We start from the raw sequence: 18,445 nt of genomic DNA on the forward strand, positions 1-18,445 counted from the left end.
GGACGGGTGACGTACGTCCTCGCCCCGAACTCCTCAAGGCAACCTTCATGACACTCCCGCACCCCGCAACGCCCCTGCCCGGCCCCGAAGTCGGCGGGCACCTCGCCGAGCTGCCCGTCGCGCCGGAGCTCCCGTTGGACCGGGCGCATCCGGCCCGGCGGGACCTCCGGGCCGGCTCGGTCCCCTTCGTCGCCCCCGCCGCGGCAACGGCCGTGCTGCGGCAGCTGGGTGAAGCCTGCGGAGCGGGGCTCCCGGCGGCGGCCTTCGCCCTCTACCTGGCACTGCTGCACCGGTACGGCGGGCAGTCCGAGCTCGCGGTCGGGGTGACCAACGGCGCCGGGGTGACCACGCCGGTGCGCGCCGAGGCCGGTGGGAGCTTCCGGGACCTGGTCCGGCTGGCGGGCACTGGGCTGGCGGAGGCCGAGCAGGCCCGTACCGCCACGGCCGTGCACCTCTGGCCGGGCTTCTCCTGCCGACCGGCACCGCGCGTCGCCCCCGAGACCACGTCCTGCGACCTGGATCTGCAACTCTCCTACCTCGACGGCGAACTGACCGGTCAGCTGGTGTTCGCAACCGACGTCCTCGATCCCGCCACCGCCCGCCGCGCGGTGGACCACCTGCTCCGGCTCCTCGAAGGCGCGACGGCCGATCCGGACCGGCCGGTGGCCGAGCTGCCCCTGCTCACCGCCGAGGAGGAGCACACCGTCGCCACGCTGAACGGCGTCGCGGGTGAGCCGACGGACCTGAGCTTCCACCAGCTCTTCGAGGCGCAGGCCGCCCGTACCCCCGGGGCGATCGCGGTCCGGGCGGAGGGCGCCACCCTCAGCTACCGCGAACTCAACTCCCGCGCCAACCAGTTGGCCCACCTGCTGCGCGAGATCGGGGTCGGCCCCGAGGTGACGGTGGGCCTCTGCGCCGATCGCGACGTGCGGCTGATGGTGGCCGTGCTCGGCATCCTCAAGGCCGGCGGCGCGTACGTACCGGTGGATCCGAACGACCCGGTCGAGCGGCAAAACAGCATCCTCGGCGACGCGGCCGTGCGGGTCGTGGTGGCGACGGCTCCGCTCGGCACCGGGCACCAGGTGATCAGACTCGACGCCGAGCTGGGCGTGTTGGCGGGCCGCCCGACGGAGAACCCGCCCCTTGAGCGCTCGGCCTGCGGCGATGCCGCGTACCTGCTCTACACCTCCGGTTCCACCGGCAAGCCCAAGGGCGTGGTGATCGAGCACCGCCAGCTCGTCAGCTACACCCGCGCCGTCATCCGGCGGCTCGGCATCGACGGGCCGCTCAGCTTCGCGATGGTGCAGCCGCTGACGGTGGACTCCAGCGTCACGGCCTTCGCCCCACCCCTGTGCACGGGCGGCGAGGTGCAGCTGATTTCCCGTGACGTCGCTCTGGACGCCGGGAAGTTGGCCGACTGGGTGCAGACCTGGGGGGTCGACTGCCTGAAGATCGCGCCCTCCCACCTCCGGGCCCTCCAGTCCTCCCCGCGCTTCGCCGAGCTCCTGCCGCGCCGCCTGCTGGTCATCGGCGGCGAGGCCTCCGACTGGCGCTGGCTGCGCGCCCTTCAACGTCTCGTGCCGCACTGCCGGGTCTTCAACCACTACGGCCCGACCGAGACCACCGTCGGTGTGCTGACCCTCACCGTGGCTGACCACCCGGAGGCGGAGTGGGAGACCGCGCCGATCGGCGTTCCGCTCCCGGGCACCCAGGCCCACGTGGTGGACCCCGCAGGCCGCCCCACGCCCGTCGGCGTCGCCGGAGAGCTGCTGATCGGCGGCGACAACCTCGCCCGTGGCTACCACCGCCGGGACGACCTCACCGCTGCGGCCTTCGTCCCGGACACCCTCGGCGGCGGGCCGGGCTCCCGCCTCTACCGCACCGGCGACATCGTCCGCCGCCTGGCCGACGGGACGATCGCCTTCCTCGGCAGGCGCGACGACCAGATCAAGGTCCGCGGCTTCCGGGTCGCCCTGGGCGAGATCGAGGCCGCGCTGAAGAGCCACCCCGAGGTGCGCCACGCCATCGCCGTCGTCCGCGAGGACGTCCCCGGCGACCGGCGGGTGGTCGCCTACATCGAGCCGCACGGCCCCGAGTTCAGCACCGCCGGGCTGGAGCGCCACCTGCGGGCGCGGCTCTCCCCGCACATGGTGCCGCAGGCGATGGTGACGCTGGACCGGCTGCCGCTCTCCGGGCACGGCAAGGTCGACCGCAGCAAGCTGCCCCGGCCCACCGAGCCCGCCGCCGCCACCGCGCCGCCGCCACCGCGGAACGAGCTGGAGCGGCTGGTGGCGCGGGTGTGGCAGGAGGTCTTCCGCACCGAGGCGGTCGGCACCGACCAGAACTTCTTCGACCTCGGCGGGCACTCCCTGCTCATGGTCGAGCTGCACCACCGGCTCCGGGCGGCGACCGGCCGGGAGATCGAACTGCTCGACCTGTTCCAACACACCACCGTCCGGGCCCAGGCCGAGCTGCTCACGCAGCAGAAGCAGGGGGCGGCACCCGCCACCACCCGCAGCAGGGGGGCTCAGCACAACGCCCTGCTGAAGCGCCGCCAGCAGCAGTTGCAAGCGAAGCGAGGTCACCATGAGTGAGTACTCCCCCGAGCTCGACCCCACCGTGGACGCCGAGCCGGACTCCGAACAGGCCGACGGGTCCTCCGAGTTCGAGGACAGTCTGGACATCGCCGTCGTCGGCATGGCCGGCCGCTTCCCCGGCGCCCGGACGGTCGAGGAGTACTGGAGCAACCTCAAGGCGGGCGTCTGTTCCGTCACCCGGTTCGAGGACGAGGAGCTCGCCGCCCGGGGCGTGGACACCGCCACCCTGGCCGACCCGAACTTCGTCGGCGCGGGCTACGTGCTGGCGGACAGCGAGAAGTTCGACGCCGCCTTCTTCGGCTACTCCCCGCGCGAGGCCGAACTCATGGACCCGCAGCACCGGGTACTGCTCGAATGCGCCTGGGCCGCCCTGGAGAGCTCGGGATACGACGCCGATCGCCACGACGGCCTGGTCGGCGTCTACGCGGGTGCGGGCCACAACACCTACCTGCTCTTCAACATCGCCTCCCAGCCCGGCGCCGCGCAGATCCTCGGCGACAAGCAGACGGTGATCGGCAACCGGCCGGACTTCCTCGCCAGCCGGGTCTCCTACAAGCTCGGCCTGGAGGGCCCCGCCCTCAACATCCAGTCCGCCTGCTCCACTTCACTGGTCGCCGTGGTCGAGGCTTGCCAGGCGCTGCTGGCCTACCAGTGCGACACCGCGCTGGCCGGCGGCGTCGCCGTCGACGGGACCAGGAGCAAGGGCTACGTCTACCGCCCGGACGGCATCTTCTCGCCGGACGGCTACTGCCGCACCTTCGACGCTCGCGCCCAGGGGACGGTGGGCGGCGACGGCGTCGGGATGGTGGTGCTCAAGCGCCTCAAGGACGCGATCACCGACAACGACCACATCCACGCGGTCATCAAGGGCTCCGCGCTGAACAACGACGGCTCCCGCCGGGCCGGCTTCAGCGCGCCCAGCGCCGCCACCCAGTCCGCCGCCATCTCCACCGCGCTGGCGAACGCGGACGTGCCGGCCGAGAGCATCGGCTACGTCGAGCTGCACGGGACGGCCACCATCCTGGGCGACCCGATCGAGTTCTCCGCACTCGCCTCGGCCTACTCCGGGGTCGGGGAGCACAGTTGCGCCCTCGGATCCGCCAAGACCAACATCGGCCACCTCGACTCGGCCGCCGGGGTCGCCGGCCTGATCAAGGCCGTGCTGGCGGTGGAGCACGGGCAGCTGCCGCCCACCCTGCACTTCGAGAAGCCCAACCCCCGGATCGACCTGGCCGGCAGCCCGTTCTACGTCAACACCGAGCTGCTGCCCTGGCCCGAGGGCGACGGCCCGCGCCGCGCCGGGGTCAGCTCCTTCGGCCTCGGCGGCACCAACGCCCACGTCATCCTCGAGCAGGCCCCGGAGCTGCCGCGCGGGCCCCGGCCGGCTGACGACGCCGAGCAGCTGCTGGTGCTCTCCGCCAAGAGCCCGGAGGCCCTGGAGGCGGCCACCGACCAGCTGCACGACCACCTTCGGGCGCACCCCGAACTCCCGCTGGCCGATGTCGCGTTCACTCTCCAGCAGGGCCGCCGGGCGTTCCCGTACCGGCGGATGCTGGTCGCCGGCAGCACCGAGGAGGCGCTGGCGGCGCTCGACGCCCGCGACGACGGTCGGCTGCTCACCGCGACCGCACCCGAAGCCGCGCACCGGCCGGTGGCCTTCATGTTCACCGGTTTCGGCGCCCAGTTCCCCGGCATGGCGCGCGAACTCTACGCCCAGGAAGCCGAGTTCATGGCGGCGCTGGACGAGTGCGCCGGGCTGCTGGAGCCGCTGCTCGGCACGGACATCCGCGAACTCGTCCTCACCGTCGACGAGTCCGCGGCCGCCGCCCCCGGGCAGCCCTTCGACTTCCGCAAGCTGCTGCTCCAGCCGGAGCGCAGCGAGCACCTGCTCGACCAGCCGCGCCTCGGATACCCCGCGGTGTTCGCTCTCGAGTACGCCCTGGTCAGGCTCTGGGCCTCCTGGGGGGTCGAGCCCGAGGTGATGATCGGTCACAGCCTGGGCGAGTACGTCGCGGCCTGTGTGGCCGGGGTCTTCTCGCTGCCCGACGCCCTGCGCCTGGTCGCTGAGCGCGCGCGGCTGATCGAGGAGCAGGGCGAGGGCGCGATGCTCGCCGTGCCGCTCTCCGAGGAGGCCGTCGCGCGGTACACGGACGCGGAGGTCTGCCTCGCCGCGATCAACGGCCCGCAGACCTGCGTGCTCTCCGGCACCGTCGAGGGCATCGAGCGGGTGGCCGGCGAACTGCTGGCCGCCGACGTCGCCACCCGCCGGCTGACCACCCGCTTCGCCTTCCACTCCCCGATGATGGACCCGGTCGTCGAGCGCTACGCCGAACTGGTCCGCTCGGTCCGGCTGAACGCTCCGGCCGTGCCGTTCGTCTCCAACCTGACCGGCACCTGGATCACCGACGACGAGGCCACCAGCCCCGGGTACTGGGCCCGGCACGTCCGGGAGAGCGTGCGGTTCGCGGACGGCCTGGCCACCCTGTGGTCCGTCCCGGACATCGCGATCGTCGAGATCGGCCCCGCGCCGACCCTGACCCCCGGGGCCCTCCAGCACCCCGCCGCCGCCGGCACCGACCGGGTCGTCGTCCCCTCCCTGCCCGGCGCCTTCCTCGGGCAGAGCGACCGCACCGCACTCCTGCGGGCCGCCGGACGCCTCTGGCTCGCCGGACGGGAGCGCCCCTTCCCGGCCCCGGCCGGTGCCAGGCGGGTCCCGCTCCCCACCTACCCCTTCGAGCGGCGCACCTACTGGCTCGAACCCGGCACCGCCCAGCCCGGCAGCGGCTCGGCCCAGCAGCGGCGCGGCGACCTGCCCCAGTGGTTCTACACGCCGTCCTGGCAGCGGCTGGCCGGCGCGCCACAGCCCGCCGAGGTCGGCCTGGCCGCCGAGCGCTGGCTCGTCTTCGCGGACGAGACCGGTGTCGGCCACCACCTCGCCGACCGCCTCGAAGGTCTCGGCGCCACCGTCCGCACGGTCTCCCGGGGAGCCGAGTGGCACCGCAAGGGCGAGCGCGAGTACGTCCTCGACCCCGCCCGGCCGGAGCACTTCGGTCGGCTCGCCGAGGCGCTGCGCGCCGAGGGGCCGCTGCCCGGCCGGGTGGTGCACTGCTGGAGCGTCGGTGACGACGCCGACCGGGCCACGGCGCCCGAGGACGTGCGGGCCCTGCTGCACCGCTCCTTCGACAGCCTGGTCCACTGGGTCCAGGCCACCGAGGCCGAGCTGATGACGCGGCAGCAGCGCTGGGACGTGCTGTCCTCCGAGGTGCACTCCGTCCTCGGGGACGAGCCGCTCTGCCCGCCGAAGGCCACCGTCCAGGGCCTGTGCAGGGTGCTGCCGCAGGAGTACCCCTCGCTCAGCTGCGTCCAGTTCGACCTCCGCCTCGAAGGCTCGCAGGCCGTACCCGCGTTGGTCGACCAGCTGCTGGCCGACCTCGCCGCCCCGCCCGGCGAGCGCACGATCGCGCTGCGCGGACGGCACCGCTGGGCGCCGACGTACGTGACCGGCGCGCCGCTCTCGCGGGGTGACTCCCCGGTCCGCCCTGGCGGGGTGTACCTGGTCACCGGCGGCCTCGGGAAGATCGGCCTGCTGATGGCCCGTGCCCTCGCCGACCGGGCCAAGGTGCGCCTGGTGCTACTCGGGCGGACGGGTCTGCCGCCCCGGGAGAGCTGGGCCGATCCGCACCACCCGGAAGCCGTCCGGTCGGCGATCCGTGCCGTCCAGGAGATCGAGACGCTCGGCTCCGAGGTGCTGATGGCCGCCACGGACGTCTCCGACCGCACGGCCATGCACGCCCTGAAGGAGCGCGTTCTGCAGGAGTTCGGCCCGATCGACGGCGTGCTGCACTGTGCCGGCACGACCGGCACGGCTGCCCACCGGGAGCTCGCGGTCCTGGGCGAGGAGGAGGCCTCCTGGCACTTCGGCCCCAAGCTCTACGGTACGCAGGTGCTGCACGAGGTGCTGGCCGACCAGCAGTTGGACTTCGCCGTCATCTGCTCCTCGATCGCCTCGCTGCTCGGCGGACTCGGCTTCGGTGCGTACGCCGCCGCGAACGCCGCGCTCGACGCCTTCGCCCAGCGGCACCACAGCGCGGCCCTGCCCTGGACCAGCGTCAACTGGGAGGCCTGGTACTTCTCGCACGAGGACCGGGCGGATTCGGAACTCGGCGCGGCGGTACGCGAGTTGGCACTCACACCGGCCGAGGGCCGACAGGTGTTCGACGCCCTGCTCGACGCGGTGCCCCAGGCGCAGATCATCACCTCCACCGGCGATCTGACGCTGCGCCAGGAGCGGTGGTCCGACCCGGTGGCCGAGGTGCCGACCCCGGCCGCACGGCACGAGCGCCCCAACCTGCGAAACCCGTTCGTCGCCCCGAACGGCGAGACCGAACACCAGGTGGCGGAGATCTGGCAGGAGCTGCTCGGCGTGGAGAGCGTCGGCGTGCAGGACAACTTCTTCGAACTGGGCGGCAGTTCACTGCTCGGCCTCCAGGTCGTCCACCGACTGCGTCAGGAGCTGGCGGTGGCCGTACCGCTGACCATCGTCTACGAGGGCCCCACCGTGCGCACCCTCGGCGCGCTCATCGACAACCTCCGGGCGGCGCAGTGATGGCGGCGCGCGGTGGTGTCGCGATCATCGGGATGGCGGGGCGCTTCCCCGGCGCGGGGGACCTGACCGAGTACTGGTCGAACCTGCGCGACGGCGTCGAGTCGATCCTCCCCCTCACCGACGAGGAGCTGGCGGCGGCCGGGGTGTCGCCCGAGGTGTTCGGGCAGCCGAACTACGTCAAGGCCGCGCCCGCCTTCGCCGGCAGCGACCTGTTCGATGCGGAGTTCTTCGGGTACACCGCCCGCGAGGCCGAGGTGATGGACCCTCAGCACCGGCTCTTCCTGGAGACGGCCTGGGAGGCGCTGGAGCACTCCGGCTACGACGCCGCCCGGTACGAGGGCAGCATCGGTGTCTTCGGTGGCGCGGGAGCCAACCGCTACGTCCAGCACGTCTACTCGCACCAGCAGATCGTGGACACCCTGGGCCAGACCCAGATCCTGGTGGCCAACGAACTCGGCTTCCTGGCCTCCCGGGTGTCGTACAAGCTGGACCTGAAGGGCCCCGCGGTCTCGCTGCGCGCCGCCTGCTCGACCGCGCTGGTCGCCGCCCACACCGCCTGCCGGAGCCTGCTCGCCGGGGAGTGCGACCTCGCCCTGGCGGGTGGCGTCCACGTCGACCCGAACCCGGGCACCGGCTACCTGCACCAGGACGGGTCCTTCGTGTCCCCCGACGGGCACGTCCGTCCGTTCGACGCGGACGCCCGGGGCACGGTCTTCGGGACGGGTGTCGGTCTGGTCGTGCTGAAGCGGCTGGAGGACGCGCTGGCCGACGGCGACACCGTCCACGCCGTGATCAGGGGCTCGGCGATCAACAACGACGGCGCGGTGAAGGTCGGTTTCACCGCCCCGAGCGTCACCGGCCAGGCCGCGGTCATCTCCGCCGCGCTCACCAGCGCGGGCCTCGCACCCACGGACATCGACTACGTCGAGGCGCACGGCACGGGCACCTCGCTGGGCGACCCGATCGAGGTGCAGGCGCTCTCGCGCGCGTTCGGCGGTACAGGCTCCTGCGCCCTCGGCTCGGTCAAGGGCAACATCGGCCACCTCGACGCCGCCGCCGGCATCGCCGGCCTGCTCAAGACCACGCTCGCACTCAAGCACGAGCTGCTGCCGCCTTCGCTGAACTACACCCGTGGCAACCCCGACATCGACTTCGCCAGCAGCCCGTTCCGCGTCCAAGCCGAATCAACTCCCTGGCCGCGCAGCGAACACCGCACCCGCCGCGCCGGGATCAGCGCCTTCGGCTTCGGCGGCACCAACGCCCACCTCATCCTGGAGGAGGCTCCGCTCACCCCGGCCTCCCCGGCCGGCTCGCGCCCCACCGAGACGCTGGTCCTCTCGGCCCGCACCCCGGAGGCACTCGAAGAGGCCACCGACCGGCTGGCCGCCCACCTGCGCCGCGAACAGCCCAACCTCGCCGACGCCGCCCACACCCTGGCCACCGGCCGCCGCGCCTTCCCACACCGCCGCACCGTCACAGGCACTGACCCCGCCGCAGTCGCCGCGGCCCTGGAAACCCGCGACCCCGCACACGTGACCACCAGTCACACGACCCGCGAAGCCACGCCACTGGTCTTCCTCTTCAGCGGCCAGGGTTCGCAGCACTCGGGCATGGCCCACGACCTCTACCAGCAAGAAGCCGTCTTCCGCAGCTGCGTCGACGAGTGCGCCCAACTCCTCAAGCCACACCTCGGCGAGGACATCCGCGACATCGTCTTCACCCAAGACCCCCGACTCGACCAGACCCAGTGGGCCCAACCCGCCCTCTTCGTCATCGAATACGCCCTCACCCAACTCTGGCGCTCCTGGGGCATCACCCCCACCGCCATGCTCGGCCACAGCCTCGGCGAATGGACCGCCGCCTGCCTCGCCGGCGTCTTCACCCTCCCCGACGCCCTCCGCCTCGTCGCCCTCCGCGGCCGCCTCATGCAGGCCCAGGCCCCCGGCGCCATGCTCAACATCATGGCCGACCGCACCACCGTCGAAGCCACCCTGCCCGACAGCCTCTCCCTCGCCGCCCACAACGGCCCCCGAGACTGCGTCATCTCCGGCCCCCACGAGGCCATCCAGGCCTTCACCACCCTCGCCGAAGAACACGGCTGGGCCACCCAACCCGTCACCACCTCCCACGCCTTCCACTCCCACCTGATGGAACCGATGATCGCGGAGTTCACCACCGCGGTCGCCGCCGTCAACCGCCAAACCCCGCAGACCCCCTTCGTCTCCAACCTCACCGGCACATGGATCACCGACGAGCAGGCCACGGACCCGGACTACTGGGGCCACCACATCCGCGCCACCGTCGAATACACCACCGGCATCCAGACCACCACCACCGAGCCGGGCACCACCCTGCTCGAGATCGGCCCCGGCCAGACCCTCAGCAGCCTCGCCCGCCGCATCCTCACCAACACCGGCACCCAGGCCACCACCCTCACCTCGCTCCCCCACAAGCGCGACACCCGCACCCCCTCCGAAACCATCCAGCGCACCCTCGCCACCCTCTGGCTCACCGGCACCACACCCAACTGGAACGCCTACCACGCCCAACAGCAACGCCGCCGCATCCCCCTCCCCACCTACCCCTTCCAACACAAGCGCTACTGGCTCGACCGACAGGCCACCACGACCCAGGCCGTCGGTAGTGCCACAACGCGCCGCGACGACATCACGCAGTGGTTCTACGCCCCGTCCTGGCAGCGGTCGGCTCTCCCCGCCGGGGAGCAGCCGGACCGCACCCGGCACTGGCTAGTCTTCGCCGACGGCCTGGGTGTGGGCGAGGCGGTGACCGAGCAGCTGCGGGCCGCCGGTGCCACCGTCACCGTGGTGGCGGCGGCCGGCACCTGGTCCGACCGAGGAGACGGCCACTACGCCATCGACCCGGCCGACAGCTCCGACTACGAGCGGCTGATCAGCACCCTGCGGAACGGCCCCGCCGGCGTGCCCACCCGCATCGTCCACGGCTGGAGCGTCACCGCGCCGGGCGAGGAGGGCAGCCTCCAGCACGGTTTCGAGAGCCTGATCCGCCTCACCCAGGCCCTCGTTCACCACCCGGACGGCGAGCCGCGCCGGATCTGGGTGCTCAGCAACGGCCTGCACAACGTCACCGGCGCCGAGCCGCTCTCGCCGCTGAAGGCCACCCTGCTGGGCCCGTGCCGCGTGCTGCCCCGCGAGCTGCCGGGCACCACCTGCCGCAGCGTCGACCTCGACTGCCTGACCGCTCCCACCGAGGCTGAACTGGTGCGCCTGATGGCCGAGTTGGCCACCGAGCCGGGGCAGGGCCCGGAGACGGTGGCGCACCGCGGAGGCCACCGCTGGTCCCAGCACTTCCTGCCGCAGCCACTGCCCCGGGGCGACCGGTCACCGGTGGTGCGCAAGGACGGTGTCTACCTGGTCACCGGCGGCACCGGTGGCCTGGGCCTGGCCCTGGCCGGGCACCTCACGGCAGCGGGGGCACGGATCGCGCTCACCGCACGCACCCGGCTGCCCGACGCCGCGGAGTGGGACTCGTGGCTCGCCCGCAACCCGGGCAAGGGCCGACTCGCTGATACTGTCCGGGAGTTGGTCCGCCTGCGGGACGCGGGTGCGGAGCTCCTGGTGTTCCAGGCCGACGTGAGCGACCAGGCGGCGATGAGCGAGGCCGTCCGGCAGACCACCCAGCGCTGGGGGGCCATCCACGGTGCCTTCCACACGGCGGGCGTCGCCGGTGGCGGCCTGATCCAGCTCAAGGACCTCCAGGCGGCCGCCGAGGTCCTGCTCCCGAAGGTACGCGGCACCCTGGTGCTGGAGGAGGTACTGGCAGGCCAGGAGCTGGACTTCCTAGTCCTGTTCGGCTCGAACGGTGCGAACATCGGCAGTGTCGGCCAGGTCGACTACTGCGCCGCCAACTGCTTCCTCGACGCCTTCGCCCAGGACCGCGGCCGCACCCAGCGGGTGATCTCGATCGACTGGGGTCCGTGGCGGGAGATCGGCATGGCGGTCGGTACCGCCACACCGTCCGGCACCGAGCAGGTGGACCAGCGCGCCATGTCGGCCGCCGAAGGGCTGTGGGCCCTCGACACGATCCTGGCCGGCGTCTCGGAGTCGCAGGTCATCGTGTCGCCCGCCGAGCTCTCGGCGCTCTTCGAGAACGCCTTCTCGCTGGAGCAGGGCGCCACCGCGGAGCCCCGCGGCGCCGCGCACGAACGCCCGGACATCCTCACCGAGTTCGTGGCACCGCGCAGCGACACCGAGCGCGCGATCTGCGAGGTGTGGCAGGAGCTGCTGGGCATCGCGAAGGTCGGCATCCAGGACAGTTTCTTCGATCTGGGCGGCAACTCCCTGATCGCTATCCAGCTGGTGAGCACCATCAACACCCGGCTGGGCACGAAGCTCGCCCTCGGCGACCTGTACGAGGGGCTGACGGCGGCACACCTGGCCGGCCTGGCCGAGAAGCCCGTACAGCAGGCAACGGGCAACAGCCTCAAGGCACTTGAGGAACGCAGAGAGAAGATGCAGCAGCGCCGGCGTCAGCACCAGCAACGGCGTCGGACGGCAAGGGGCCAATGATGACCACTGAGTTCACGGATCTCCCGGCACGGGACGGTGTCGCGATCGTCGGGATGGCGGGACGCTTCCCCGGCGCGGGGGACCTGACCGAGTACTGGTCGAACCTGCGCGACGGCGTCGAGTCGATCGTCGCCCTGACCGACGAGGAGCTGGCGGCGGCCGGGGTGCCGGCCGAGGTCTTCGGCCAGCCCCACTACGTCAAGGCCGCACCCAAGTTCGATGGCATCAGCCTGTTCGATGCGGAGTTCTTCGGGTACACCGCCCGCGAGGCGAAGATCATGGACCCGCAGCACCGGCTCTTCCTGGAAACGGCCTGGGCCGCCCTGGAGCACTCCGGCTACGACGCCGCCCGGTACGACGGCAGCATCGGCGTCTTCGGCGGCGCCAGTACCACCGCCTACCTCGGGAACATCCTCAGCAACCTGGAGCAGGGCGAGGCGATCAAGGGCGAGAACGTCGGCCTGGGCTTCGAACTCGCCTTCCTGACCAGCCGGGTGTCGTACAAGCTCGACCTGCGGGGGCCGAGCTTCCCGGTCCAGACCGCCTGCTCCAGCTCGCTGGTGGCGCTGCACGCCGCCTGCCAGAGCCTGCTCAACTACGAGTGCGACATGGCCCTTTCGGGTGCGGTCTCCTACAAGGTGCAGGAGAACACCGGCTACCCCTACCAGGAGGGGGCCTTCCTCTCCCCGGACGGGCACATCCGTCCGTTCGACGCGGACGCCCGGGGCACGGTCTTCGGCAACGGTGTCGGCGTGGTGGCACTGAAGCGGCTGGAGGACGCGCTGGCCGACGGCGACACCGTCCACGCCGTGATCAAGGGCTCGGCCGTCAACAACGACGGTGGGGTCAAGGCGAGTTTCACGGCACCGACCGTCGGCGGTCAGGCCGAGGTGATCACGGAGGCGCTGGCCGTCGCGGAGGTCGATCCCGAGGACATCGACTACGTCGAGGCGCACGGCAGCGGCACCGTGATCGGCGACTCGATCGAGGTGCAGGCGCTGTCACGGGCGTTCGGCGACACCGGGTCCTGGGCCATCGGCTCGGTCAAGGGGAATGTCGGCCACCTCGACGCCGCCGCCGGCATCGCCGGCCTGCTCAAGACCACGCTCGCACTCAAGCACGAACTCCTCCCCGCCTCGCTGAACTACACCCAAGGCAACCCCGACATCGACTTCGCCAGCAGCCCGTTCCGCGTCCAAGCCGAATCAACTCCCTGGCCGCGCAGCGAACACCGCACCCGCCGCGCCGGGATCAGCGCCTTCGGCTTCGGCGGCACCAACGCCCACCTCATCCTGGAGGAGGCTCCGCTCACCCCGGCCTCCCCGGCCGGCTCGCGCCCCACCGAGACGCTGGTCCTCTCGGCCCGCACCCCGGAGGCACTCGAAGAGGCCACCGACCGGCTGGCCGCCCACCTGCGCCGCGAACAGCCCAACCTCGCCGACGCCGCCCACACCCTGGCCACCGGCCGCCGCGCCTTCCCACACCGCCGCACCGTCACAGGCACTGACCCCGCCGCAGTCGCCGCGGCCCTGGAAACCCGCGACCCCGCACACGTGACCACCAGTCACACGACCCGCGAAGCCACGCCACTGGTCTTCCTCTTCAGCGGCCAGGGTTCGCAGCACTCGGGCATGGCCCACGACCTCTACCAGCAAGAAGCCGTCTTCCGCAGCTGCGTCGACGAGTGCGCCCAACTCCTCAAGCCACACCTCGGCGAGGACATCCGCGACATCGTCTTCACCCAAGACCCCCGACTCGACCAGACCCAGTGGGCCCAACCCGCCCTCTTCGTCATCGAATACGCCCTCACCCAACTCTGGCGCTCCTGGGGCATCACCCCCACCGCCATGCTCGGCCACAGCCTCGGCGAATGGACCGCCGCCTGCCTCGCCGGCGTCTTCACCCTCCCCGACGCCCTCCGCCTCGTCGCCCTCCGCGGCCGCCTCATGCAGGCCCAGGCCCCCGGCGCCATGCTCAACATCATGGCCGACCGCACCACCGTCGAAGCCACCCTGCCCGACAGCCTCTCCCTCGCCGCCCACAACGGCCCCCGAGACTGCGTCATCTCCGGCCCCCACGAGGCCATCCAGGCCTTCACCACCCTCGCCGAAGAACACGGCTGGGCCACCCAACCCGTCACCACCTCCCACGCCTTCCACTCCCACCTGATGGAACCGATGATCGCGGAGTTCACCACCGCGGTCGCCGCCGTCAACCGCCAAACCCCGCAGACCCCCTTCGTCTCCAACCTCACCGGCACATGGATCACCGACGAGCAGGCCACGGACCCGGACTACTGGGGCCACCACATCCGCGCCACCGTCGAATACACCACCGGCATCCAGACCACCACCACCGAGCCGGGCACCACCCTGCTCGAGATCGGCCCCGGCCAGACCCTCAGCAGCCTCGCCCGCCGCATCCTCACCAACACCGGCACCCAGGCCACCACCCTCACCTCGCTCCCCCACAAGCGCGACACCCGCACCCCCTCCGAAACCATCCAGCGCACCCTCGCCACCCTCTGGCTCACCGGCACCACACCCAACTGGAACGCCTACCACGCCCAACAGCAACGCCGCCGCATCCCCCTCCCCACCTACCCCTTCCAACACAAGCGCTACTGGCTGGAACCCCAGATCCCGCAGGCCGCGGTCCGGCACACCCCCGGCCCGCACCCGTTGCTGGACCAGGTCCTGCTCCGGACGATGGGCCAGTCCGTCTTCCTCACCGAGTTCTCGCTGGAGCTGCACTGGGTGCTCTCCGAGCACAAGCTGCTCGGAGAGGCGATCGTCCCCGGAACCACCTACCTGGAGATGGCCCGCGCCGCCGCCTCGCTGCACTTCGGCCAGCCGGTCACCGAGCTCCGCGGCGTCACCTTCCTCGTCCCGCTGCTGGTGCAGGAAGGCACCCCACGTACCGCGCACACCACCATCCGCGAACTCGACGATCTGCAGGCCGAGTTCACCGTCGCCAGTCACGACCCGGCGAGCGACCACTGGACGGTGCACGTCCAGGGCACGGTCGGCGTCAGGCCGCACACCGCACCCGCGCCGCAGCAGGATCTGGCAGCTCTGCGTGAGCTCTGCTCGCTGGAGAGCGTGGACATCGCCCTGCGGCAGACCGAGCACAAGGTGATGGAGTTCGGCGACCGCTGGCGGAGCAGCCTCCCGACCGTGCACGTCGGCATCCGGGCCGCCCTCGGCGTACTCGACCTGCCCGAGCAGTACCGGGCCGAGTGCCAGGACCACCCCCTGCACCCGGCCCTGCTCGACCAGGCCACCGGCTTCAGCGGATTCGCCGTCCTGGAGACCGCCGACGACCGCCGACTCGCCCTCGGTGACCGGGACTTCTTCCTCCCGGTCGGCTACGACTCGCTGCTCCTGCACGGCCCGCTGCCCGCACGGGGCCTGAGCTTCGTCCAGCCGCATCCGGGCTATGTGAACAACGCCGAGTTCCGCAAGGTCGACGTGGTGATCTGCGACGAGTCGGGGGCCACCGCCGCCGAGATCCGCGGCTTCACCGTCAAGCGCGTCACCGACGCCAAGCGCACGGTCGCCCAGTTGCGTCCGCACACCCGCCACCACACCCTCCGATGGGTCCCGGCACCGGCGCCCGAGGAGCACCAGGCCCCACCCACCCGGGTCCTGGTGATCGGCGAACAGGGCAGTATCAGCGCTGAGTTGAGCGCCGCACTGCGCGCGCACGGCATCAGCGTCGCCGAGGCGGCACTCGCGGACCGGTGGCAGCAGCCCGCTCCGGACCGGTACGAAGTGCCGCCCACCCAGGAGGGTTTCGGCCGGCTGCTGGACGCGCTCGGTGCGGAGCTCCCGGACGAGGTCGTGCACGTCGCGGCCCCTGCCGACGGCCGCGTCCAGCAGGATCTGGCGGTCCTGGAGGCCAGGCTCGGCCACGGCGTCCACAGCCTGTTCCACCTGGCCCGCAGCCTCTCCGAGTGTGGCGTCGCCCCGGCCAGGTTCAGCGTGGTCGCCCCCTCGGTGGCACGGGTGACCGGCACCGAGCCGGAGACGGCCGCGGTCCACGCGACGCTCTTCGGCCTGGCGAAGGTGATCGGCCAGGAGTACGAGAACACCGACGTGTTCTGCCTCGACATCGCCGGCGACACCGGCCCCGAGGCCGTCTGCGCCGAACTGCTCGGAGCCCGGACACCCACCACCGTCGCGCTGCGCGACGGGCTCCGGTACGTCGCGGAGCTCGCACCGGTGCACCTGCGGGAGCAGCCGAGGTCCGTACCGGTCCGCCCGGACGGCGTGTACCTCATCACCGGCGGCCTGGGCGGGCTCGGACTGGCGGTCGCCCGCCATCTGAGCCGTTCGGTGCCGGGTGCGCGGCTCGCCCTGGTCAACCGCACCGAACTGCCGCCGCGCGAGCGGTGGGACGAGGTCACCGACGCCAAGCTGCGCAGGCAGATCGAAGCGCTGCGCGAACTGGCGGGGAGCGGCGCCGAGGTGCGCAGCTACTCCGGTGACGTCACCGACCTGGCGGCCATGGAGGGCGTCGTCGCCAAGGTCCGCGCCGAGCTGGGCGCGATCGGCTGCGTCGTCCACGCGGCCGGCGTCGCCGGGGACGGCTTCCTCTTCCGCAAGGACGCGGAGACCTTCCGTCGTACGCTGAACCCCAAGGTGCTCGGCGCCACCGTGCTGGACCTCGTCACCCAGGACGATCCGCCGGAGTGCATGGTCAACTTCGGCTCCACGGTGGCGATCTTCGGTGCGGCCGGGCAAGGCGACTACACTGCCGCCAACAGCTACTTGGACCACTTCGCCGAGCAGCGCTCCGCGCGCGGCCGGTGGACGGTGACGGTCGACTGGAGCGACTGGCTGGACACCGGCATGGCCTTCGACCACGGAGTCCAGCAGGACCAGGGCTTCTTCCGGTCGGTGTCGGTCGAGGACGGTCTCAGCAGCTTCGAGGAGATCCTCGCCTCGGCCTGCACCCCGGTGATCGTCGGCGAGGTCAACTACCCGAAGCTGGGCGGGTCCAGCGGGCTCACGGGGCTGTTGCGCCGCGCACCGCTGGTGCTGGCAGCCCCGATCCAGCAGGCCATCGCCGCCGCCCGCAGCAGCGCCGACGGATCCGCCGCGACGGCGGAGGACACGCCGTCCGACGGTGAGCCGAAGCTCTTCGGCAAGGAGAGCGGCGAGTTCAGCGACACCGAGCGCGTGCTCGCCCGGATCTGGGCCCGCGAGCTCGGCCTCACCGAACTCAACGTGCATGACACCTCGTTCGCGCTCGGGGTGGACTCGCTGGCCGCACTCCGGATCGCCCAGAGCATCCAGAAGATCACGGACATCCGGGTCTCCATGGTCGACCTGTTCCGCTACGTCACGATCGCGGATCTCGCCGATCACCTGGACACCAGGGACGCCCGGGGCTGACCAGGCGCCCCAACTCCCCTTCTATCCCACAAAGGTGGTACCCCCGTGAGCATCCGAACCGTAGGCGTGATCGGCGCCGGTACGATCGGCCGTGGCGTCGCCCAGTCCTTCGCGGAGTCCGGGTTCGAGGTGATCCTCGTGGACATCTCGCAGGCCCAACTCGACAGCGCGGTGGCCCAGATCGGCCGTGACCTGCTGGTCCAGCCGATGCTGCTCGGCAAGCCGCTGAAGGAGGACGCCAAGACCGTCCTCGCCCGGATCACCACCGGCACCGAGCTCACCGCGCTGGCCGACGCCGACTTCGTGGTCGAGAACGTCACCGAGAACTGGGACGTCAAGCGCGCGGTCTACGAGCAGATCGACGCGATCTGCCGCCCCGGCGTGATCTTCGGCGTGAACACCTCGGCCGTGCCGATCACCCGGGTGGGCTCGGTCACCGGGCGCCCGGCCGAGATCCTCGGGCTGCACTTCATGAACCCCGTCCCGATGATGGACACCGTCGAGGTGGTCAGCGGCCACTTCACCAGCGAGGAGACGCTGAACACCGCGCTCGGCCTGCTGTCGGAGATGGGCAAGGAGGGCATCGTCGTCCAGGACGCCCCCGGCTTCATCACCAACCGGGTCCTCATGGTGACCATCAACGAGGCCATCTTCTGCGTCCAGGACCAGATCGCCTCGGCCGAGGACGTCGACAAGATGTTCCGCGGCTGCTTCGGCCACAAGATGGGACCCCTGGAGACCGGCGACCTGATCGGCCTCGACACGATCCTGAACTCGATCACGGTCATGTACGAGAGCTACAAGGACAGCAAGTACCGCCCGGCTCCGCTGCTCCAGAAGATGGTCGACGCACGACTCCTGGGCCGCAAGACCGGCCAGGGCTTCTACACCTACTGACCCCCGAACTACCCAAGGAGAAACCTGACATGACGAACGACGACGCGCGCGCCCGGGTCCGTGAGTTCCTCGCCCCGCAGCTGGCCGGCCAGCCGCTCGCCGACAACGACGACTTCTTCGCCCTCGGCTACGTCAACTCCCTCTTCGCGATGCAGCTCGCGCTCTTCGTGGAGAAGGAGTTCGCGCTGACCCTCGGCCCGGCGGACATGGACTTCGACAACTTCCGCACGGTCGACGGCCTCGTCCGCCTGGTCACGTCGCGAACGGCGACGGCGGCCTAGTCCCACCCACGGGCGCGCGGCGGCCCGCGCACATCTCGCGTGCGTCCAGCGTCCCGTGCGACGCCGCGTTGACGGGACCGGTGAAGTCCGCCGCTGCGGCCCAGGCCAGGAAGCGGGC

The 18,445-nt window shown here is 71.7% G+C and carries 6 protein-coding genes; all 6 read left to right on the forward strand.

Going from position 1 to position 18,445, the window contains the following annotated elements:
• The first annotated feature begins 47 nt into the window (after positions 1 to 47).
• Genes ACWDAK_RS28860 through ACWDAK_RS28885 form a run of 6 tightly spaced genes read left to right on the forward strand, consistent with a single transcriptional unit; the run spans position 48 to position 18,327 of the window.
• The gene (locus tag ACWDAK_RS28860) at positions 48 to 2,594 is read left to right on the forward strand and encodes a non-ribosomal peptide synthetase (RefSeq protein WP_427395192.1); all 2,547 of its coding nucleotides are present in this window, start codon (positions 48 to 50) and stop codon (positions 2,592 to 2,594) included.
• Positions 2,587 to 7,203 carry a type I polyketide synthase gene (locus tag ACWDAK_RS28865; RefSeq protein ID WP_427395191.1) on the forward strand — a complete coding sequence of 1,539 codons (4,617 nt, stop codon included), beginning with the start codon at positions 2,587 to 2,589 and terminating at the stop codon, positions 7,201 to 7,203. Before ACWDAK_RS28860 ends, ACWDAK_RS28865 begins: the two co-directional genes overlap by 8 nt.
• Positions 7,203 to 11,750: a type I polyketide synthase gene (locus ACWDAK_RS28870; RefSeq protein WP_427395190.1), complete on the forward strand. Its 4,548-nt coding sequence runs from the start codon at positions 7,203 to 7,205 to the stop codon at positions 11,748 to 11,750. Before ACWDAK_RS28865 ends, ACWDAK_RS28870 begins: the two co-directional genes overlap by 1 nt.
• Complete coding sequence (locus ACWDAK_RS28875; RefSeq protein WP_427395189.1) at positions 11,750 to 17,149, forward strand: SDR family NAD(P)-dependent oxidoreductase; 5,400 nt, start codon at positions 11,750 to 11,752, stop codon at positions 17,147 to 17,149. The genes ACWDAK_RS28870 and ACWDAK_RS28875 overlap by 1 nt, the downstream gene beginning before the upstream one ends.
• A 45-nt stretch (positions 17,150 to 17,194) precedes the next feature.
• Positions 17,195 to 18,046, forward strand: a complete 852-nt coding sequence (locus ACWDAK_RS28880) for a 3-hydroxyacyl-CoA dehydrogenase family protein (RefSeq protein WP_427395188.1) — start codon at positions 17,195 to 17,197, stop codon at positions 18,044 to 18,046.
• A gap of 29 nt (positions 18,047 to 18,075) precedes the next feature.
• On the forward strand, positions 18,076 to 18,327 hold the full coding sequence (locus ACWDAK_RS28885) for an acyl carrier protein (RefSeq protein WP_427395187.1): 252 nt from the start codon (positions 18,076 to 18,078) through the stop codon (positions 18,325 to 18,327).
• Positions 18,328 to 18,445 lie beyond the last annotated feature (118 nt).

It is taken from the genome of Kitasatospora sp. NPDC001175 (assembly GCF_053598215.1).